This window comes from Olleya sp. KJ81-1 (assembly GCF_055808135.1).
The window spans coordinates 752,915-772,988 of sequence record NZ_CM147854.1 but is presented as its reverse complement, the minus strand read 5'-3'; the positions used below and the strand labels follow the sequence as shown (position 1 = coordinate 772,988).

Annotated in this window: 19 protein-coding genes; 10 read left to right on the top strand and 9 right to left on the bottom strand. The window is 30.4% G+C overall.

Features of this window, described 5'->3' with window-relative positions:
• Positions 1 to 7: 7 nt before the first annotated feature.
• Together AC0L3M_RS03580 and AC0L3M_RS03575 are read right to left on the bottom strand one after the other, a co-directional pair.
• The gene (locus tag AC0L3M_RS03580; protein ID WP_473431861.1) at positions 8 to 955 is read right to left on the bottom strand and encodes an MlaD family protein; all 948 of its coding nucleotides are present in this window, start codon (positions 953 to 955) and stop codon (positions 8 to 10) included.
• A 54-nt stretch (positions 956 to 1,009) separates the two neighbouring features.
• Entirely contained in the window at positions 1,010 to 2,122 is a 1,113-nt protein-coding gene (locus AC0L3M_RS03575; protein ID WP_473431860.1) for an N-acetylmuramoyl-L-alanine amidase family protein, read from the bottom strand.
• 87 nt (positions 2,123 to 2,209) lie between these two features.
• Here AC0L3M_RS03575 and AC0L3M_RS03570 point away from each other — a divergent pair, with 87 nt between their 5' ends.
• Together AC0L3M_RS03570 and AC0L3M_RS03565 are read left to right on the top strand one after the other, a co-directional pair.
• Positions 2,210 to 4,984 carry a putative LPS assembly protein LptD gene (locus AC0L3M_RS03570; RefSeq protein WP_473431859.1) on the top strand — a complete coding sequence of 925 codons (2,775 nt, stop codon included), beginning with the start codon at positions 2,210 to 2,212 and terminating at the stop codon, positions 4,982 to 4,984.
• Positions 4,985 to 5,017: 33 nt separating this feature from the next.
• Positions 5,018 to 5,398, top strand: coding sequence for a RidA family protein (locus AC0L3M_RS03565; protein ID WP_145001619.1), 381 nt, complete (start codon positions 5,018 to 5,020; stop codon positions 5,396 to 5,398).
• On the opposite strand, the gene AC0L3M_RS03560 is transcribed toward AC0L3M_RS03565, so the two are convergent.
• The 6 genes from AC0L3M_RS03560 to AC0L3M_RS03535 form a co-directional block, all read right to left on the bottom strand.
• Positions 5,391 to 5,753: a methylglyoxal synthase gene (locus AC0L3M_RS03560; RefSeq protein ID WP_145001618.1), complete on the bottom strand. Its 363-nt coding sequence runs from the start codon at positions 5,751 to 5,753 to the stop codon at positions 5,391 to 5,393. The genes AC0L3M_RS03565 and AC0L3M_RS03560 overlap by 8 nt on opposite strands.
• Positions 5,754 to 6,431 (bottom strand): N-acetylglucosamine kinase, encoded by a 678-nt coding sequence (locus tag AC0L3M_RS03555; RefSeq protein ID WP_473431858.1) that lies wholly within the window; start codon positions 6,429 to 6,431, stop codon positions 5,754 to 5,756.
• A 42-nt stretch (positions 6,432 to 6,473) separates the two neighbouring features.
• Complete coding sequence (locus tag AC0L3M_RS03550) at positions 6,474 to 6,614, bottom strand: hypothetical protein (protein ID WP_473431857.1); 141 nt, start codon at positions 6,612 to 6,614, stop codon at positions 6,474 to 6,476.
• Between the two features lie 93 nt (positions 6,615 to 6,707).
• Positions 6,708 to 7,709 (bottom strand): type I glyceraldehyde-3-phosphate dehydrogenase, encoded by a 1,002-nt coding sequence (gap, locus tag AC0L3M_RS03545; protein WP_473431856.1) that lies wholly within the window; start codon positions 7,707 to 7,709, stop codon positions 6,708 to 6,710.
• A 30-nt stretch (positions 7,710 to 7,739) separates the two neighbouring features.
• Positions 7,740 to 8,726 (bottom strand): 6-phosphofructokinase, encoded by a 987-nt coding sequence (pfkA, locus tag AC0L3M_RS03540; protein WP_473431855.1) that lies wholly within the window; start codon positions 8,724 to 8,726, stop codon positions 7,740 to 7,742.
• 177 nt (positions 8,727 to 8,903) lie between these two features.
• Complete coding sequence (locus tag AC0L3M_RS03535) at positions 8,904 to 13,298, bottom strand: translocation/assembly module TamB domain-containing protein (protein WP_473431854.1); 4,395 nt, start codon at positions 13,296 to 13,298, stop codon at positions 8,904 to 8,906.
• Between the two features lie 161 nt (positions 13,299 to 13,459).
• Between AC0L3M_RS03535 and tsaD the strand changes: the two genes are divergently transcribed.
• The 8 genes from tsaD (at position 13,460) to AC0L3M_RS03495 (ending at position 19,474) form a co-directional block, all read left to right on the top strand.
• Positions 13,460 to 14,482, top strand: coding sequence for a tRNA (adenosine(37)-N6)-threonylcarbamoyltransferase complex transferase subunit TsaD (gene tsaD, locus AC0L3M_RS03530; protein ID WP_473431853.1), 1,023 nt, complete (start codon positions 13,460 to 13,462; stop codon positions 14,480 to 14,482).
• A gap of 85 nt (positions 14,483 to 14,567) precedes the next feature.
• On the top strand, positions 14,568 to 15,197 hold the full coding sequence (locus AC0L3M_RS03525) for a peptidylprolyl isomerase (protein ID WP_473431852.1): 630 nt from the start codon (positions 14,568 to 14,570) through the stop codon (positions 15,195 to 15,197).
• A 5-nt stretch (positions 15,198 to 15,202) separates the two neighbouring features.
• A complete protein-coding gene (locus AC0L3M_RS03520; RefSeq protein ID WP_473431851.1) occupies positions 15,203 to 15,907 on the top strand; it encodes a 16S rRNA (uracil(1498)-N(3))-methyltransferase in 705 nt (234 codons plus the stop codon).
• A 3-nt stretch (positions 15,908 to 15,910) separates the two neighbouring features.
• Positions 15,911 to 16,552, top strand: a complete 642-nt coding sequence (locus tag AC0L3M_RS03515) for a DUF4159 domain-containing protein (protein WP_292945871.1) — start codon at positions 15,911 to 15,913, stop codon at positions 16,550 to 16,552.
• Positions 16,553 to 16,665: 113 nt separating this feature from the next.
• Positions 16,666 to 17,172 (top strand): TrmH family RNA methyltransferase, encoded by a 507-nt coding sequence (locus AC0L3M_RS03510; RefSeq protein ID WP_473431850.1) that lies wholly within the window; start codon positions 16,666 to 16,668, stop codon positions 17,170 to 17,172.
• A 26-nt stretch (positions 17,173 to 17,198) separates the two neighbouring features.
• Complete coding sequence (locus AC0L3M_RS03505) at positions 17,199 to 18,293, top strand: AI-2E family transporter (RefSeq protein ID WP_292945877.1); 1,095 nt, start codon at positions 17,199 to 17,201, stop codon at positions 18,291 to 18,293.
• Complete coding sequence (locus AC0L3M_RS03500) at positions 18,286 to 18,468, top strand: hypothetical protein (RefSeq protein ID WP_473431849.1); 183 nt, start codon at positions 18,286 to 18,288, stop codon at positions 18,466 to 18,468. Before AC0L3M_RS03505 ends, AC0L3M_RS03500 begins: the two co-directional genes overlap by 8 nt.
• A 415-nt stretch (positions 18,469 to 18,883) precedes the next feature.
• A complete protein-coding gene (locus AC0L3M_RS03495; RefSeq protein WP_473431848.1) occupies positions 18,884 to 19,474 on the top strand; it encodes a THUMP-like domain-containing protein in 591 nt (196 codons plus the stop codon).
• Here AC0L3M_RS03495 and AC0L3M_RS03490 read toward each other — a convergent pair.
• Positions 19,471 to 19,788 carry a hypothetical protein gene (locus tag AC0L3M_RS03490; protein WP_473431847.1) on the bottom strand — a complete coding sequence of 106 codons (318 nt, stop codon included), beginning with the start codon at positions 19,786 to 19,788 and terminating at the stop codon, positions 19,471 to 19,473. The genes AC0L3M_RS03495 and AC0L3M_RS03490 overlap by 4 nt on opposite strands.
• Positions 19,789 to 20,074 lie beyond the last annotated feature (286 nt).

Sequence of the window (20,074 nt, the reverse complement as noted above, 5' to 3'; positions counted from 1 at the left end):
TTTTGTATTAATCTTTAAGCTCATTTCCTTCTGCATCGTATTGTTTTGGTTTTTTACCAAATAATGAAAAGTGTACGTAACGTTTAGGGTTTAGTTTCATGTCCTCTAAAAGTTGCTCCATTTGTAAAGCTGCGCCTTCTAGGTTTGTATATAAACCATCGTCTTTAAGTAGTTTACCCAATGATCCTTCTCCGTTTTTAACGTTTGCCATCATGGTATTTACACTAGATAAGGTTGCTTGCAAATCTTCAACCGTTTTTGCTATATCTACTTGGTTTAACTTTTGGCTCATCTGGTTTAGATTGCCACTAGTTTGATTAAAGTTATCCACCATTGTAGTTATGTTTTCGTCATTTTTTTTAACTACAGAGTTAATCGAATACGCTAATCCTTTGTAAGATTTTAAGGTAGCATTTAATTCGGCTAACGTGTTTTGTAATCCATTTTCAGATTTGTCTGCGATAAGACCATTAAGGTTACCCATTAAAGTGTCTACCGTTTTTAATGTTCCGTCAAGGTTAGTACTTAATTGAGAGAAATCACTGGTAAGGCTAGTTACTAAACCTTCCTCTACGTCTGACTTGATTAAATCGCCATCTTTAGCCATTTGATTGTCTTCTGCAGGTTTTATTGCTAAGGCATTACCACCCATTAAACCTGTTTGGTACATGCTAATTTTACTGTTTTTAGAAAACTGTAATTGTTTGTCTACAGAAAAAGCAACTCTTGTTTTACCCGTTTCAAAATCATATTTGATTTCTTTAACCTTACCTACCGTATTCCCTTTTATGGTTACTGGAGCAGATACTGCTAATGAGTTATAATCAAACTCTGTATAATACGTATTGTTAGAATCAAATATATTATTCCCTTTTAGATAACTAAATCCAAAAATGAAAAATATTATTCCAAGAATAACTAATATGGCTGTTTTAACTTCTAGTGATAGTTTCAAGATATGAAATTTAGATTGGTAACAAAATTAGAAAATAATTATAAAAGAATGGGTCTAATTAGACTCGGTTTTTAATGCTTCTGAAAGTTTGATTTGTTTACCATCTTTAAAAGCAACAATATAAGCGTCCTTATAACCTTTATTTTTAGCTTCTATTTGTAGTTTTTGAATCTTATTATAGTCTGAAGTATAACCGTAATAATATTTATAAAGACCACCTGATTTTTCTCTAGAAATATCTTGTAATCCTTTAAAATTATAGGCTTTAGGCTCTAAAGATTTTGAGCTAGCTGCTATTTGAATTTTAAAAACAGTGTTTTTAATTGTTTTTTCCTCTGTCGAAATAGTGTCCACAATAGGTGCTTCCATTACAATACTGCCTACATTTTTATCAATTTCGGTTTTATAATCCAAAATTGCATCAGATATAGATTTAGATAAATCTTTTTGTCCTTTAGCCGAGTTTAAATAAGCACCTTCCGCTGTATTAGTAATAAAACCAGTCTCTACCAATACACTTGGCATAACCGTTTGATGTAAAACTATAAATCCAGCTTGCTTTACACCTCTGTTTTTTCTTTTCAATTTATTAGTGAAAGAACTTTGAATTAAAGAGGCTAATTTTATACTTTGATCTAAATATTCTTCCTGCATTAATGATAACCCAATAAACGATTCTGGTGAGTTTGGATCAAAACCATTATAGTTTTCTTTATAATTTTCTTCTAAATAAACTACTTCGTTTTCTGCTTTAGCAACTTCAAAATTAGTTTTATTACGATGTATTCCTAAAACATAAGTTTCGGATCCTGAAGCTTGTGTATTATGAGCATTACAGTGTATGGATACAAAAAGGTCTGCATTGGCATCATTAGCTATCTTTCCTCTTTTAAATAAATCTACAAAAACATCCGTTTTTCTGGTATACACCACTTTTATATCAGAATTTTTTTCTAAGATTTTTCCAACACTTAATACAATATTTAAGGCAATATCTTTTTCTTTCAAACCTGTTTTAGCATGTTTTCCTGGGTCTTTTCCTCCATGTCCAGCGTCCAATACTACAATAAACTTACCATTACTACCTTGTGCATGGCTAGTTTGAAAGCTATTAAATGTTAATACTATTATAAAGGATACTATAAGTTTAAAAATGTTCGTTTGCATAGATGTTATAACCAATTTATTTTGCGTTTAGTATGATTTATAAATTTTAACGAATATTAAAACATTCACAAAAAAATATATGTAGTTTTGTCAATTCAAATACCAAGCCATACTTTTACAAAAATACATTTAAAAGCGTTGCGTACACATAGTCTTAACATACTTTTTACTTTGAGTTTTACAGTGTTTATTAACACTCTAGGCTTTGCGCAAGGAGAAATCCCTAAAAAGGGCGTTGATTTACCTGCAGTAAAAACAACCGAATTACAAGTCAATACAATAATTGACACTACAAAAACTGACAAAGATATTCCTTTACTGTCAGAAAAATCTAGCGATAGCACTACTGTAGATACCATAAAAGTCAAACCTTTATTATCTAGTACTGTTTCCTATAAAGCTACGGATTACATGTCTTATAAGAAAAAGGAATCCAAAATGCATCTTTATAACGAAGCTGAAGTGCTTTATGAAGATATGGAAGTTACTGCTGGTCATATTATTTTAGATTTTAATAAAGATTTAATTTATGCCAAAGGTATTATTGACGATTCTACTAAATTATACAAACAGCGACCTGTATTTAAACAAGGCGAAAATGTAATAGAACCAGATTCTATTGTATTTAATACGGTTACTAAACAAGGGTTAATATATAATTCTGTTACCGAACAAAATGGTGGTACATTAATAACAGAAACTACTAAAAAAGTAAATGACTCGGTTTATTATTTAAAAAATGCAAAATTTACAACTGCTGAAGATTTAGAAGATCCAGAATACTACTTTTTAATTAGAACAGGTAAATTAGTGCCTGGTAGTAAAGTTATTACTGGACTAACTAACTTATTTATATATGATGTCCCTACACCTATAGGATTACCTTTTGCCTTTTTTCCTTTAACTAAAAAACAAACGTCAGGAGTTATTTTTCCTAGTTTTGGAGAGGATGGTAATCGTGGGTACTTTTTACAAAATGGTGGGTATTATTTTGCTATTAGTGATTATTTTGATTTAGCTTTATTAGGTGATTATTATACCAATGGTAGTTACGGTTTAAGGGTAGAAAACAAATATGCACGACGTTATAAATTTAGAGGTAACCTAGCTTTTAGATATGAAAACTTAATTACTAGTGAGCGTGGTTTTCCGGATTATGCAAAAACAACTATATATAATTTACGTTGGTCACATCAACAAGATGCAAAAGCTAATCCAAATGCTAGATTCTCGGCTAACGTTAACTTAGGTAGTCAAAATTACTACCAACAATCTATCAACCAAATCAACTTACCTAGTACACAAAATAATACGTTAGCGTCTTCTATTGCTTATTCCAAAACATTTCTGGGTGAGCCTCAGGTTAATATAAACTTGACTGCATCGCATTCTCAAAACACCCAAACAGGAGCTATTAACATGACCTTACCAACTTTTCAAGGTAGTATTGGTCGTATTTTCCCGTTTGCACCTAAAGAAGGTACAAAAAAGGGAATGCTACAAAATATAAACGTACAGTACAATTTAAGAGCAGAAAATAGAATTACCACTACAGACGAATTTTTCTTTAAAAGTGAAATGTTTGATGATGCTAAAATAGGTGCACAACACTCGATTCCACTATCAACCAACTTTAAAGTATTTAAATATTTTAGTATGAGTGCAAGTGCAAACTTTAACGAAGTTTGGACATTAAACACTGTAAACAAATATTATGATGCAGATGAAGAAGAAATTGTAACAGAAGATATTAATGGCTTTGACAGCTTTAGAACTTATAATTTTTCTACGAGTTTAGGAACAACAATTTATGGTATGTTTAACTTTGATAAGAAAAAACAAGGTAAAAAGCTACAAGCAATTAGACACGTAATAAGACCATCTATTAGTTATAACATTAATCCTGCATTTGATAATTATTACGATACAGTAGAAGTTATAGATGCTGATGGTACTACACAATCAGAATATACACGTTTTGAAAATAATCTTTTTGGAACACCTAACAACAACTACTCTAGTTCTATTGGAATTGGAGTTTCAAATAACTTTGAAGCTAAGGTGCGCGATAAGGACTCCACAGTAGTCGAACCTAAAAAGATAATACTACTTAACAACTTAAACTTTTCAACTTCTTACAACGTTGCTGGTGACTCTTTAAACTGGAGTCCGATTAGAGTTACAGGAGGTACACAACTGTTTAATAATAAAATGAATATAAACTTTGGTGCCACTTTAGATCCTTACGCCTTAGATAATAATAATGTTAGAATCAATACGTATAACATTGACAATAACGGAAGTTTATTTAGAATGACAAGTGCTAACCTAACCATGGGTTATTCTTTTGATAGTAAAGGATTAAGTGCTTCTAGAGATGAAAATGAAAATTCAAGAAACGAACGCTTATTAAGTGGAGGTCGTGATGATGATTTATTTGGTGTCTCGCAGGATTTTGCGGACTCTAGATTTTTAGATGATGATAAAGATGAAGATAAAGAGGAAGAACCAAGTGAACTTTACAACTATGGAATTCCTTGGAATTTTAGATTAGCCTATGCCATAAACTACTCCAATAATACACGACAAAACGAAATTTCATCACACTCGTTAATGTTCTCTGGAGATTTAGATATTGCACCACGTTGGTCTATTGGAGGATCATCAAGTTATGATTTTAAAAACAAAGGATTTGGTTTAACACAATTACGTTTTCAAAGAGATCTTTTAAGCTGGCGAATGAATTTTACTTGGGTTCCTTTTGGTACTTATAACCGTTGGAATTTCTTTATAGGAATCAAGTCTAGTATATTACAAGATTTAAAATACGAGCAACGTCGTAAACCTGATGAAGGTTTATAAACTAACTTTAAGCTAATACATCACTTTACTTTTATGAAAAAGATAATTACAACATCAAAAGCACCTGCTCCAATTGGACCTTACAATCAAGCAGTTTTAAGTGGCAATACCTTATACACTTCTGGACAAATAGCTTTACATCCTGAGACAGGAGAGCTTGTCATGGATGATATTAAAACAGAAACAAAACAAGTCATGGAAAATATGAAAGCAGTATTGGAAGCTGCAGACATGACTTTTGAGCACGTTATAAAAACGTCAATATTTATAAGTGACATGCATAACTTTGCACAAATAAATGAAGTTTATGGTACTTATTTTAAAGATGAAACTGCTCCTGCAAGAGAGACAGTAGAAGTTGCTAATTTACCTAAGTTTGTTAATGTAGAAATTAGTATGATTGCTGTTAAATAGCTTTAATTAAAAGCTCTGCAGTTGCTAAGTTTGTAGCTAAAGGTACATCGTGCACATCACACAGACGCATTAACATTAATACATCAGGCTCATGTGGATGTTTTTCAAGAGGATCTCTAAAAAACAATACCATATGGCATTTGCCCTCTGCTACTCTAGCTGCTATTTGTGCGTCTCCACCCATTGGTCCAGATAACATCCTTAACACTTCAAAACCTGCTTTTTTAACTTTTTTACCAGTAGTTCCTGTAGATATTAAAGAGATTTCTTTTTGAAGTAATATCTTTTTATGTTCGTTTAAAAACTGAACCATTTCAGCTTTTTTACCATCGTGTGCAATTATAGCTATCTCCATTTATTTAATATTATTGGTATGAAAGGCAACTAAACCTTCAATTGGCCTTCTTTCAAAATTTCCAACTTTAAAATTTAGCTCGTCAGCGACTGCTTTGATTTCTTTTTGACAGAAAAACGCTATAGAACCAGCAAAATGTACAGGTACCGTTTTTAATTCTTCCTTATACTGCAAAATCATATTTTTAGCAAAACGTCTTATTCCTGATTTTATTAATTCTACTATATATTTAGAATCTTTGTTTAAAATCATAAACTCAGCAAATTGCGCTAAATAGGCATTTGGATTGGGTTGTTTATATAGATTATACTTAATGTAATCTGCCTCAAGGTTAAACTTATCTGCAAATGCAATTCTGATATCTTCTGGCATATGATTGTAGTAATAGTCGCGTAACAACTCTTTACCATAATAGTTTCCTGAAGCATCATCCATAATACTATATCCTAATGATTTAACACGTTGGTGTAATTTATTACCATCAAAATAACTACAATTAGATCCTGTCCCTAAAATACAAACTACAGCAGCTTCTGTTGGATTATTAATGGTTGCATAAACTGCAGCCATAGTATCCTCGTCCACTAAAACATCTGCATTTGGAAAAAACTCTTGCAGAATAACTTTTAACATTAGTCTTGGATTTTCTGTACCACAACCTGCTCCATAAAAAAACATGCGATACAACCTCTTGATTATCCTTTAATGCAGGACTATTTTTTAAGATTTTTTTATTTTCTTTTCGCTTAGTATTGCAGGATTTAAACCTTTAGTACGAATTTTTTCTAATAATTGGTTTCCGTTTTTATCAACTGCTATCCAATCACATTTTGTAGAGCCACTATCAACAACTAAAATCATATTTTGAAATATTTATGGTAAGATAAAAAAAGCACAGTAAAAAAGATTAATAAAATCTATTTACTGTGCTTAAATTACATAATGTTACACGTATTATAGTGTATTAATTTTTTGAGCTAAGTCAACTAATTTATTAGAATATCCAAACTCATTATCATACCATGATACTAATTTGAAAAACTTAGAGTTTAACTCGATTGCAGAGTCTGCATCAAAAACACTTGTTTGCACTTCGCTAACAAAATCTTGAGACACTACTGCATCTTCAGTATAACCTAAAACACCTTTCATGGCACCTTCCGAAGCTTTTTTCATAGCTGCTTTAATGTCTTCTAAAGATGTGTCTTTTTTAGTTCTAACCGTTAAATCTACTACAGATACATCAACTGTTGGTACTCTAAAAGCCATACCAGTTAATTTACCATCTAATTCTGGAATTACTTTTCCTACTGCTTTTGCAGCTCCTGTAGATGTTGGAATAATATTATTTAATGCACTACGACCTAAACGGTAATTTTTACGTGAAGGTGCATCCACAGTAAATTGTGTAGACGTTGCTGCGTGAATTGTAGTCATTAAAGCTTCTTCTATTCCAAAGTTATCTTCAATTACTTTAGCGATTGGCGCTAAACAGTTAGTTGTACAAGACGCGTTAGACACGATTGTATCAGCTGCAGTTAATTTATCGTCATTTACACCCATAACAAACATTGGTGCATCTTTACTTGGTGCAGAGATTACTACTTTTTTAGCACCACCTTCAATATGGTAGTTAGCTGTTTCTAAAGTTGTAAAAATACCTGTACATTCTGCAACTACGTCTGCTCCTGCTTGATCCCATTTTAAGTTTTTTGGATCTTTTTCTGCTGTAATACGAATCGTTTTTCCGTCAACAACAAGGTTTCCGTCTTTTACTTCGATAGTACCATCAAATCTTCCGTGTACAGAATCGTATTGTAATAAGTAAGCTAAGTGATCTACATCTAATAAATCGTTAATTGCAACAACCTCTACGTCACTACGTTTTACTGTCGCTCTAAATACGATACGACCAATTCTACCAAATCCGTTAATTCCTAATTTTAATGTTGACATATTATTTTTTTTATTTGTAATCAGTTTATATTATGTGGTCATGATATCTGACACACGTATCAATTCTTCGTTAATTTTTGATTTTCCTTTTACAGCTTGTTCTAAAGGCGTTAATTTTATAGTATCGCTTAACAATCCAACCATATAATTAGATTTACCTTCTAGAAGACTTTCTACTGCCTTAACACCCATTCTACTTGCTAAAACACGATCAAAACATGATGGAGATCCACCACGTTGCATGTGACCTAATACAGATACACGCACTTCGTATTCTGTCATGTTTTCTTCAACGTAATCTTTAAGTTCAAAAACATTTTTACCAATTTTATCACCTTCAGCTACAACTACAATACTAGACGATTTACCAGATAATTTACTACGTCTTAAAGACTCTAACAATCTATCTAAACCTAAATCCTCTTCAGGGATTAAAATTTCTTCTGCTCCTGCTCCAACACCAACATTTAATGCAATATGCCCAACGTCACGACCCATAACCTCGACAAAAAATAGTCTGTTATGAGAACTTGCTGTATCTCTAATCTTATCAATAACTTCTACAACCGTATTTAAAGCGGTATCATAACCTAATGTATGTGATGTACCATAAATATCATTATCTATAGTTCCTGGTATTCCCATTACTGGGAAATCAAATTCTTGATTAAAGATTAGGGCTCCTGTAAATGTACCATCTCCACCTACTACTACTAAGGCATCAATGTTTGCTTCTTTTAGAGCATTGTATGCTTTTTGACGTCCTTCTTTAGTACGAAACTCTTTAGATCTTGCCGATTTTAAAACAGTACCACCTTTATTAATAATACCCTTTACGTTACGTGCTGTTAATTCTTTGAAGTCTCCTTCTATCATTCCTTCATAGCCACGATATATTCCTGCACATTCTATGTTATAGTATGCACAAGTTCTGGCTACAGATCGGATGGCTGCATTCATCCCTGGAGCATCTCCTCCAGAAGTCATTACAGCTATTTTTTTTATGGTTTTTGACATGTATTTTTTATTATCAAAGTAAAATTACTAAACAAATATTATATATGACATCGCTTTTAACAAAATTTTGCAATAAGCGCAAAACTATAACGTTTTCGTTAATAACTTAATAAAATACAGGCTGTTAAATGAAGAAAAATACAGAATTGATAATCTGTTATTCCTCTTCTTTGATAATCATATTTTGAGGAAAGGGAGCATTGTTTTCAGATTTTTTTCTGGAGTTTCGTCCTCCAAAATAACACCTTCGTTATCCTCTTCGTCTACTTTTGAAGGGTTGAAAATTTTTCGCATTAATTCGCCAAAAGTATCAAACGAAACACTATAAGATAAACCAACACCTTGTGTGTATCCAATTTCTTCTCCAAAGTTTCTGATACTGTTTTCGCGATTAAACACTTTTGCGGTAAGTGTACCTTCTTCGTTTAATAAAAAGTCTACTTGAACGTCTCCTGCAATAACAGAATCACCTAAACCACCAACAGGAACACCAACCTTACCATTAATTAATACACGATCAGATATTTTGGTTTGCAATGTTAGACCAACACGGTTGTCTGTTTGATATTCTGGGTTATTGGTTCCAGCTTCAAAGTTTACACCAATATCAAATTTACCGTCACCACTAGATAATAGGTTATTAACTAATCCATTTAATCGCTCAGTTAATGTTCCCGTAAAATTAATATCGTTTAATCCACTACTAAACGCACCAGTTGCAATTAAAAATAAGGCTTGACTTTCTTTTTCTTCATTTGTATCAAGCCTATAATCAAGCTCTGATTTAATAGTCGAACTTGTAGTTGGAAAGTCAAATTGGTAGTTAATTTCTGGCCTTTCTAATCGATCAGATAAAGCTAAAGTAAGCTCTACAGGAATGCTTCTATTAATTGGACTATCTAATAATGGTGATGGATTGGCACGTGTTAAATATTTAGCCTCAATGTTTATTATAGCGTCTAATGGCTTACCATTCCATGCTAGTGTACTTGTATATGGCTCTACAATAAATTTTTTCTGAATAACGCCTCCATAAAAGAAGTTGTAAACGCCTTCATAAACCACAAAGTCACCATACATATTAAATTTATTATTGGTATTTATTTCAATTAATAAACCACCAACACCACGTCCTTTAATTGTACTACCAGAACTTTTATCGATTACTATTTCTATTTCAGCTTCTTCGGTTACATCCAATTCAAAATTTAAATCTAAACCAGTGTCTGTTTGATTTTCCAAAACAATACCTTCTTTTTTGGCTTGCTTTTCTTCTGGACTTAAAAAATGAATGATTGAATTATCACCAAAGGACTCGTTATCATTTAATGGTATTTTAAAGACTGTACCTTTTTTAGTTTCACCAATAACATTGATGCTTAAACTCTCGGTTGGTCCAAAAATTGAAGCTGATCCACCAATAAATCCTGTACCATAATATAAAGACTCCTCTGTTTCTTTAGTATCTAATACTAATAAACGTTGTGTTTCTAGGTTTAAATCTAATTTCCAATTTGAAAAATTAGTGTGACTAATACTTCCGTCTAAAACACCTTTTGAGTCTTCTTTTGTATCTGTAATATTTATGGTATTAAATATAAAACTTTGATTTTTTAAAGTTACAGAAGCTTTATCTTGAAAAGCATAATCTACATTTAAATAAGGCACACCTAATCCACCTTTATCTATATTTAATTGTCCGTTAAAATTAGGTTTATCTAAACTACCTACCACTTTAGCTGTTCCAAAAACATCTCCTCTGATATCGCTTAAAACGCCTTCTAGGAAAGGGTTTAGTATTTTTAAACTAAATTTATTAAAATCCAAATCCACATCAATATAGGCATCATCTGCAGCAATATTTATATTACCTTTTGCTGTAAATGAATTGGTGTCATCATCCTTAATCTTGGCATCTACAATGTAATTAGATAATGTAGCGTTACCTGTAATTTTAGCATCAAAAGATCCTAAAAAAGTGTCGTTGACTTCTAAATTATCAATGGTTATTGCAGAATTTGGTAAATAGTTTCCGTTTTGTTGTAAAACATCAAGATTACCATTAATATTACCTGCTAAGGTAAGACCATCAAAATCGGGAACAATTTTATTTAAATCGACATCTTTAAAATTTAATTTTATGTCTTTGTAAGTTGAGTCTTTTATAGTTCCGGCTAGTTTAATTTCTTCATTTTCATGATTCATAACTAACTCTTCAATTTTAAAATCTTTAAAATCTCTGTCAAATATTACTTTATTTAACTTGTTTTTTTCTTCATTAACATACCATTTATTACCCTTAAAAGTAACATCACTCTTTTTAAAACCTACTACAGATTGGTTATCTTTATTGATAGTATGATAAAAACTTAGGTTATAAAAATCGTCATTACGTTTACCTCCTTTAAACTCTGATCTCATAAACAAAGTATCATTTAAAGTCACGTTAATTAAGTTAAATTTGGACACGCTGTAGTGCTTGGTGTACACGCTATCAACTTCTACGTAAGTATTAAATAAAGGGTTATTATTATCTACTTGCACCTCAATTGCATCTGCAAAATAGTCTAACAATTTAATCTTAGGAGATTTAAACGTTAGTTTAAATGCTTTTTCGTTACTCTCTACACGACCTTTAATAAAAGTGTTTGCGCCTACTTCTACTTCTGGTAAAAAGACTTCAATAATTTTATTATAAATTTTAAAATTAAAGTCTACATATTGATTACCCTTAATTTTATTAGGAACGTAATTGGTGTAAATACTTTTAAGCGAATTTTCAAAAAGTAGCCCTAAGTCATTAAATTTAAAGTTTCCTTTTAATTGTCCTTCCACAATTTCTGGAGAGTTTACTTTAATAAATCGCTCGTTGTCCAAAAACTCTGAACTAATAGCAAAATCCTTAAATGTGTAGGTGTCGTTCTCATTTTTATACACTGTATTTTTAAAATTGATACTACCAACTGCATCATCGATATTATTAGCAGTCATTTTCATGTCCACTATACCTTTAAACTCTGATTGTTGGTCTCTGTTATAAAAATTAAGTGCTTTTAAGTTGGCATAATCAACTTTGGCTTCAAAATCAAAAGTTCTAACATTTTTAGATAAATCTGCTAATCCATTAAACTCTAGTTGTAAATTTTTGTCGTTAGCAACTAATTTACCATTAAACTTACTTTGTTTGTATTGACCATTAACTACAATACCTTGGTAAGTATATTTGTTATAATTTATACTGTAAATGTCACCTTTTAGTTGAGTTTTTAAATTTTCTTTTTTAAAACCAACACCATCAACATCTACATTTAACGAGGTGTTACCTAAATTGGGATCGTCCAACATTTTACCCAAATTAAACTCGTCCAAAATAATATTACCTTTATAGGATGCGTAATCAATATTATCAATGTTAGACATCTCTAAATTGGAATTTACGTAACCTAAAGAGGTGCTTATCTCTAGATCTGCTTTTATCTTTTGTGTTGTAATATTAGTGTTTCCAACCACCTTAAAGTTTCCTAACTTATCAAATATGGTTGGTATTGATTGCCCTAATACATTAGGTAGCAGTGCTTTTAAGTCTTTATAATTTGAGGATAAATTTTCAAAATCACCTTGCATAGCAAAGTTATTATCTTCAGCATTAAATAGGTTTTTAAAATTAAGTGTTCCGTAAATTTTAGTGTTTCGACTGGTCTCTAACTTTAAATTTTGAGCAGTTAAATTGTTAAGTGTGCCATATAATTTTGTCGAAAAATCTGCTCTTTGGTTTATACCAAATTCGTTGTAAAACACATTTAATTCGTCTAATAAAACGCTTCCTTCTGTAAAATTAGCCTCTACTTTAACTTTGTCTTCAAACTCTTTAAAATCTGCTCTGTTATAACTAAATATTAAATCTCCTTGCAGATAAGACTGTGGTGTTTTTAAATTTAAGTCATCAAAACGCATTTGAGATAATGTATACGAAAAATTAGAGGTTAGATTTTCTAATTTTAAACCACGACTATCTACAAATTGCATGGTATTTATTCTGGTTTTGACATCACTACCATCAATTACAAAATTGGTTCCATTTAAATTTATACCATGAAAATTTAGTATCTCTGGTGTCTCCTTATTATAGTTTATAAAATTAAACGTTCCGTTAGAAATTGTTACATCACTAGAGGATAATAAAAAGGTGCTTTTTTCTGGTCTAGGATTGTCGTCGTCAAATCTAGCAACAAAAACATCAAGATTAGTATCTGTTTCGTCCTTATAAGTAACGATATTAAAAATAAAATCTTCTAAATCAATGTCTGCAAAATTTAATTTTCCTTTATATAAATTTTTAAAATTAACTATGGATGTATTTAGCTGGCTTGCACTAATTAATGTATCCTTTTTATAATCTCTAATTAATACGCCTTTAATCTCAACTTCTCCATTAAACTGTAAACCAATCTTTTCTATATTAATATTAGTTTTATATTGCTCATTTACCCAATTAGTGGCAGATTTACCTAAACGCGTTTGAACCGCAGGAATAGATAGAACTAACACCACAATGACGAATAACAATAGCAAAATAGCTATCAGTTTACCTATTATTTTGAGAATTTTTTTGATATTACTTTTAAAGTTAAAAATTATACGGAATACCTTACTTTTGTAATTATTATAACAAATGTAATTGAGTTGTTAAACATTTCATCAAAATTAACAATTATTATGCCTAAAAATAACTAATGACTTCACAAAATATTTATATACTCGGAATTGAAAGTTCTTGTGATGATACAGCTGCTTCTGTTATCCTAAACGGAAAAATATTAAGCAACGTTATTGCCAGTCAAAAAATACATGAAGCCTATGGTGGTGTTGTACCAGAATTAGCCTCTAGAGCGCATCAACAAAATATTGTCCCTGTAGTAGATCAAGCTTTAAAGCAAGCAGGAATTACTAAAGACCAACTTAGTGCAATTGCTTTTACAAAAGGCCCAGGATTAATGGGTAGCCTACTTGTAGGTACATCATTTGCAAAATCGTTAGCTTTTGGATTAGATATCCCTTTAATTGATGTAAACCATATGCAAGCACATATATTGGCGCATTTTATTGAAGAGGACGGTTTTAAAAAGCCTCCATTTCCATTTTTAGCCATGACTATCTCTGGTGGACACACACAGATTGTAAAAGTCAAACATTACTTTGATATGGAAGTTATTGGAGAAACTATTGATGATGCTGTTGGAGAAGCTTTTGATAAAAGTGGTAAAATATTAGGGTTAGGATATCCTGCTGGTCCACAAATAGACAAACTTGCAAAACTAGGTAACCCTAAAGCCTTCCCTTTTACTAAACCTAGAGTGGATGGACTTAATTTTAGTTTTTCAGGTTTTAAGACTGCTGTGTTGTACTTTATCCAAAAACAAGTTAAACTTAACCCTAATTTTATAGCAGAAAACCTTAACGACATCTGTGCATCTATACAATATACTATAATTGGTATTCTGACAGACAAGTTAAAAAAAGCAGTTAAATTAACAGATATTAAACATATTGCCATAGGTGGTGGTGTATCTGCAAATAGCGGAATTAGACAAGCGTTAAAAGATGCCGAAACCAAGCATGGTTGGACAACCTATGTGCCTAAATTTGAATTTACCACAGACAATGCAGCAATGATAGCTATTGTTGGCTACCTAAAATTTTTAGATGGTGACTTTGCAGCACAAAATGTTATGGCCAACTCTAGACTTAAAATATAATTGCGATAGTACTAAAAGCAATAATTTATCTTCATTTAAATTTTAATTTTGTTTTTTTGTTGAAATTAAAATTCCTTTATAAAAAATGAAAACCCTTATTAAACTTACTATTTGCTTACTAACTGTTTCTATATATGCTCAAAAAGATTTAGAAAAAGAATTAGATACTATTATAACGGTAGAACAAGCTGAAAAATTTTTGGTAAGTAAAAAATCTAGAAAAAATAAAATTTTAATTTTTAACGAAGAAAAGCACAAAACCAAACTGGCTACAAAATTAATGAACACTAGTGTTGGTGGTACAGAGGTCGTTAAATCGGAATTTAATACAACACATTACAAGGTTATAGATAAAACAGACGAGAGACATTACCGTATTAGTTATATCTATTTTGATGGTAACACGCTAGATGCGACACAAATTGTACAATATAAAAATGAAATATTTAAATCTTTTGAAGAAGGTATAAGTTTTGACGATTTAGCAAAGCGTTATTCTATGGATAAAAACGCTAAACGTGGTGGAGATTCTGGATGGCTAAAAGAAGGAAAAATGCCTTTAGAAGTGGAAGAACAAGCCTTTAATTTAGATAATAAACTAGATACCCTTTATACTGTAAGAGTTGAAGAAAGCAATGGTTTTTATATTATTTTAAAAACCGAAAGAATTAAAAAGATTAAGGAAATTAAAGTTTTAAAGGTAATCGCAAAATAAGTGATATGCAATTATTTTACAATCCAGATATAGCTCCAGATACTAATCAATTTTCGTTTCCTAAGGACGAGAGTAGGCACATTGTTAAAGTATTACGTAAAAAAACAGGTGACCTACTTAATATTACCAATGGTAAAGGGTATTTATTTGAAGCCGAGTTGACCATTGCAGATCAAAAAAACTGTGTTGTAAATATTTTGAACACCACACATCAAGCGCCTAAAAATTATCAATTACATTTAGCTGTTGCACCAACTAAAATGAATGATCGTTACGAGTGGTTTTTAGAAAAAGCTACAGAAATTGGTATTACCAGCATCACACCAATAATTTGTGATCATAGCGAAAGAAAAGTGGTCAAAATTGAACGTTTTGATAAGATAATTCAATCTGCAATGAAACAATCTTTAAGCTGCTACTACCCTATTTTAAATGCGCCAATAACGTTTAAAGACTATATTAATCAAGGTTTTGATGGAGATACCTATATTGCTCATTGCGAGGAAACCGATAAAAAATCTTTAAAATCACAAGTACTTCCTAATAAAAAAATTACCATTTTAATTGGACCTGAAGGGGATTTTTCTGTTAAAGAAATAAAAATGGCAATTCAGAATAAATTTATTCCTGTAACTTTGGGAGAAACAAGGTTACGTACAGAGACTGCAGCAATAGTTGCATGTCATAGTATTGCTTTTATAAACGAGTAATTTATGAAACTAAGACACTTAATAGTATTTTTATTATTCTCTGTTTTCTTACATAGTCAAGATTTAGCAATACTAAAATATAAAGGTGGTGGAGACTGGTACAGTAATCCAACAGCACTACCTAACCTTATTAAGTTTTGTAACGCAAATATTGATACCAAAATAAATACAAAACCAGAAACCGTAGAAGCAGGAAGTAGTGATGTTTTTAGGTTTCCTTTGTTACACATGACAGGTCATGGAAATGTAATATTTGACGATGACGAAGCTGAAAATTTGCGTATTTATTTAAAGTCAGGTGGTTTTTTGCATATTGATGACAATTATGGAATGCAACCTTATGTTGTTGCAGCTTTAAAACAAATTTTTCCAAATCAAGAATTAGAAGAGCTTCCAACAACACATCCAATTTTTAGTACTGCTTTTTTATTTAAAGACGGATTACCAAAAATTCATGAGCATGACGGTAAAAGACCACAAGCTTTTGGATTATATCATGACTCTAGATTAGTGGTACTATTTACTTTTGAAAGTGATTTAGGAGACGGTTGGGAAGATCAAGAAGTACATAATGATCCAGAAGATATCAGACTTAAAGCTTTAAAAATGGGAGCTAATATTGTTAAATATGCTTTTGAAAATTAATTTGAATAAGCCTAACTTCTATTACATACTTTAAATTATATTAGCTTAAATCATTTTAATTTTAACTAATATTATCTTTATTTACTAATAGGTATTAAATAGCATCAATAAATTTGCAACTTACACACTACAATTCAAAATTTAAACAACAACAATTTCCTGTAACAGTTGTATGTCAAAACGTTTCAAACGCACCAAATATTGGAAGTTTGTTTAGAGCTTGTGATGCTTTTGGTATAGAAAAATTAATATTTTGTGGAACAGACATTCCTTTAGGTCGAAAAATGACCAAAACTTCTCGTGCTACAGAAAAGTCTGTGAATTATGAAATGCATAAATCAGCATTTGAAGTAGTTAACAAATTAAAGGAAAACAATTATTTTATTCTTTCTTTAGAAATATCTACAAATAGTCAAGCATTAAATGAAGTTAAATTTAATCCTAATCAACCTATCGCTTTAATTATAGGAGATGAAAACTTTGGAGTATCCGAAGATATCTTAAAAATTAGCGATGCCATAGTACATATAAATATGTTTGGCCAAAATAGTAGTATGAATGTTGTTCAAGCTACTAGTATCACACTATATGAAATTACTAAACAGTTTTCGCTAAAATAAATTTCAATAATTATATATTTACATATATGACTTCAAGAACAATTGCAAACGGAATTTTAAAAGCTTGTGCTGTCCTATTAGGATTAGCCTTATTAATATGGTTTGTGTATAAGATACAATCTGTAATTGTTTATTTGGTAATAGCTGGAGTTGTATCCTTGTTGGGACGACCATTAGTCGTGTTTTTAAAAAATAGATTAAAATTTTCCGATACGCTGGCTGTAGTATCTACCATGATATTATTTTTAAGTCTTGTTTTCGGGTTAATTAGTTTATTTATCCCTTTAATTCTAGAACAAGGACAAAATTTATCTTTATTAGATATAGATTTATTACAATCTAATATCGAAAACTTATATAAGGAAGCAATAAGTCATTTTGGCTTAAGCACAAACGAAGTGGAAGAATCTTTCAAAGACTCTAAAATAATGTCAAAAATTAATTTTGGAGTTATACCAGAATTTTTAAACTATTTTATATCAGGATTAGGAAGCTTTAGCATAGGATTATTTTCAGTACTTTTTATTTCCTTTTTCTTCTTAAAAGACAGCAAATTAATGAGTACAGGTATAGTAACTGTGCTTCCTAAAAAGCATGAAAAAAGATTAAGAAAATCGTTTGTAACTATTCGTGATTTACTAACAAGATATTTTGGAGGCTTAGTATTACAACTATTAATACTATTTACAATTTACTCTATTGTACTATTAATTTTTGGAATCGAAAACGCTGTAATCATAGCAACACTATGTGCATTACTAAATATAATACCATATGTAGGACCAATAATTAGTGCATTTTTGCTAATCCTGTTAAGTATGTCTAGTAATTTAGGTGAAAATTTTAGCGATGTAATTTTACCAAAAACAATGTATGTAATGATTGGTTTTATAATCGCACAACTTGTAGATAATTTTATTAGCCAACCTTTTATATTTTCTAAAAGTGTTAATTCTCATCCTTTAGAGATATTTTTAGTAATAATCATAGCAGGATTACTTTTTGGTATAGTTGGTATGATATTAGCTGTACCAACCTATACAGCAATAAAAGTGATTTCAAAGGAGTTTTTATCAGAATACAGAGTGGTAAATAAATTGACACAAGGCTTGGATGACTAATTTTAATAAAGACATTTTAGACCCCAAAATACAAGAATTCATTAATCAAAATATTAATTCTGACGTAGCCAATTTAGCTTTAAAAGGAATTCCCTTTGATAATAATTTAAAACAAGATATAATCACACAAATTGAATCTAAAAAAAGTGTGAAAAAAATTACCGACTTGGTTTAATACTCCTAATATATACTTTCCTCCTAAACTTAATATAGAGCAAACATCCTCAGAAGTTACAGCACAATATAAATCTAATTTAATTTCAGGAAAATCAATCATTGATATAACGGGAGGATTTGGTGTAGATTGTTACTATTTTTCAAAAAAAGTAGATACAGTAATACATTGCGATTTAAACGTTAATTTATCTAAAATAGTAGAAAAAAACACCTCTAAGTTAAAAGTAAACAACATAACGTTTCATGCAAATGATGGCCTAGAAGTTTTAAAAAATATAGGTAAAAAAGTAGATTGGATTTACATTGATCCATCAAGAAGAAATGATATTAAAGGTAAAGTTTTTTTACTTAAAGATTGCTTACCAAATGTTCCAGAAAACTTGGATATGCTTTTTCAGTATTCTAAGAATATAATGATAAAAACGTCACCAATCTTAGATATTACCTCTGGAATTAGCGAATTACAAAACGTAAAACACATTCATTGTGTAGCAGTAAATAATGAAGTAAAAGAGCTTTTATGGATTTTAGAAAAAAATTTTAGTAATAAAATAGAAATCAAAACAATAAATATTACCAATAAAGATACACAGCGTTTTAATTTTAATTTAAAAAACGAATTAGAAACTATTCCTACTTACAGTCAACCTTTAAATTATCTATACGAGCCAAATACAGCCATTTTAAAGTCAGGAGCATTTAATAGTATTGCAGGTGTTAAAAACATATATAAACTACACAAACACTCGCATTTATATACAAGTAATGATTTAATTGAATTTCCTGGAAGACGTTTTAAAATAATCAAAACAATTCCATACAATAAAAAATCTTATAAAAAAGAAATAAACTTAAGTCAAGCAAATATTACCACACGAAACTTTCCTGAAACAGTTGCTCAAATTAGAAATAAGTTTAAAATTAAAGATGGTGGTAAAAACTATTTATTTTTCACCACCATCCTCGAAAACTCAAAAACTATTATAAGTTCAGTAAAAATTTAATCTAAAGTTAAAATGATTGGTTCATTAACTTCATTAAAATTGTTAATTACGATTTCTACTTTAGTACAAGTAGACATATCTAAAACAACTTTACTGTCTGATACATTGTTTGCAGACCCATCAATACTAAAAATAGTTTCTCCTTCATTAAAACTTGACCAAGAAGATGAAGTTCCAGGAGCTAAATTTAAAATTTCAAGAACATTTTGGTCAATATCTATAATTGTAAACGTATACGCTATCGTTCCATTGTTAATTAGTCTAGATTGTGGATCTTGATTATCACAAAAAGTAGTTGCTGTTGCTTCACTCATTTTTGTAGAATTGCTAGAATTCTGACCCTCTAAAGGTTCTAGACTACAACTAGTTGATGTGAAAATAAGGCATAGACATGCCACGAATTTAAGTAGGTTATTCATTTATAAAAATTATTATATGTAAACTTTTGCTTACATATCGATTTGGGAGTGCAAAATTAATCATTATTTCGAAACAAAATAATTTTTTTGAAACATTCGATGAAATGCAATTTAAATAAATAACCGCTTAAAAACCAACACTTTATGTTTGGCTAAAAAAAAGCTTCACTATTTCTAATGA

Bases quoted from the DNA above. Each gene is read 5' to 3' on its own strand.
- AC0L3M_RS03575 (WP_473431860.1), bottom strand. From the start codon at position 2,122: ATGCAAACGAACATTTTTAAACTTATAGTATCCTTTATAATAGTATTA.
- AC0L3M_RS03565 (WP_145001619.1), top strand. From the start codon at position 5,018: ATGAAAAAGATAATTACAACATCAAAAGCACCTGCTCCAATTGGACCT.
- AC0L3M_RS03560 (WP_145001618.1), bottom strand. From the start codon at position 5,753: ATGGAGATAGCTATAATTGCACACGATGGTAAAAAAGCTGAAATGGTT.
- AC0L3M_RS03555 (WP_473431858.1), bottom strand. From the start codon at position 6,431: ATGTTTTTTTATGGAGCAGGTTGTGGTACAGAAAATCCAAGACTAATG.
- AC0L3M_RS03550 (WP_473431857.1), bottom strand. From the start codon at position 6,614: ATGATTTTAGTTGTTGATAGTGGCTCTACAAAATGTGATTGGATAGCA.
- gap (WP_473431856.1), bottom strand. From the start codon at position 7,709: ATGTCAACATTAAAATTAGGAATTAACGGATTTGGTAGAATTGGTCGT.
- pfkA (WP_473431855.1), bottom strand. From the start codon at position 8,726: ATGTCAAAAACCATAAAAAAAATAGCTGTAATGACTTCTGGAGGAGAT.
- tsaD (WP_473431853.1), top strand. From the start codon at position 13,460: ATGACTTCACAAAATATTTATATACTCGGAATTGAAAGTTCTTGTGAT.
- AC0L3M_RS03525 (WP_473431852.1), top strand. From the start codon at position 14,568: ATGAAAACCCTTATTAAACTTACTATTTGCTTACTAACTGTTTCTATA.
- AC0L3M_RS03520 (WP_473431851.1), top strand. From the start codon at position 15,203: ATGCAATTATTTTACAATCCAGATATAGCTCCAGATACTAATCAATTT.
- AC0L3M_RS03515 (WP_292945871.1), top strand. From the start codon at position 15,911: ATGAAACTAAGACACTTAATAGTATTTTTATTATTCTCTGTTTTCTTA.
- AC0L3M_RS03505 (WP_292945877.1), top strand. From the start codon at position 17,199: ATGACTTCAAGAACAATTGCAAACGGAATTTTAAAAGCTTGTGCTGTC.
- AC0L3M_RS03500 (WP_473431849.1), top strand. From the start codon at position 18,286: ATGACTAATTTTAATAAAGACATTTTAGACCCCAAAATACAAGAATTC.
- AC0L3M_RS03495 (WP_473431848.1), top strand. From the start codon at position 18,884: ATGATAAAAACGTCACCAATCTTAGATATTACCTCTGGAATTAGCGAA.
- AC0L3M_RS03490 (WP_473431847.1), bottom strand. From the start codon at position 19,788: ATGAGTGAAGCAACAGCAACTACTTTTTGTGATAATCAAGATCCACAA.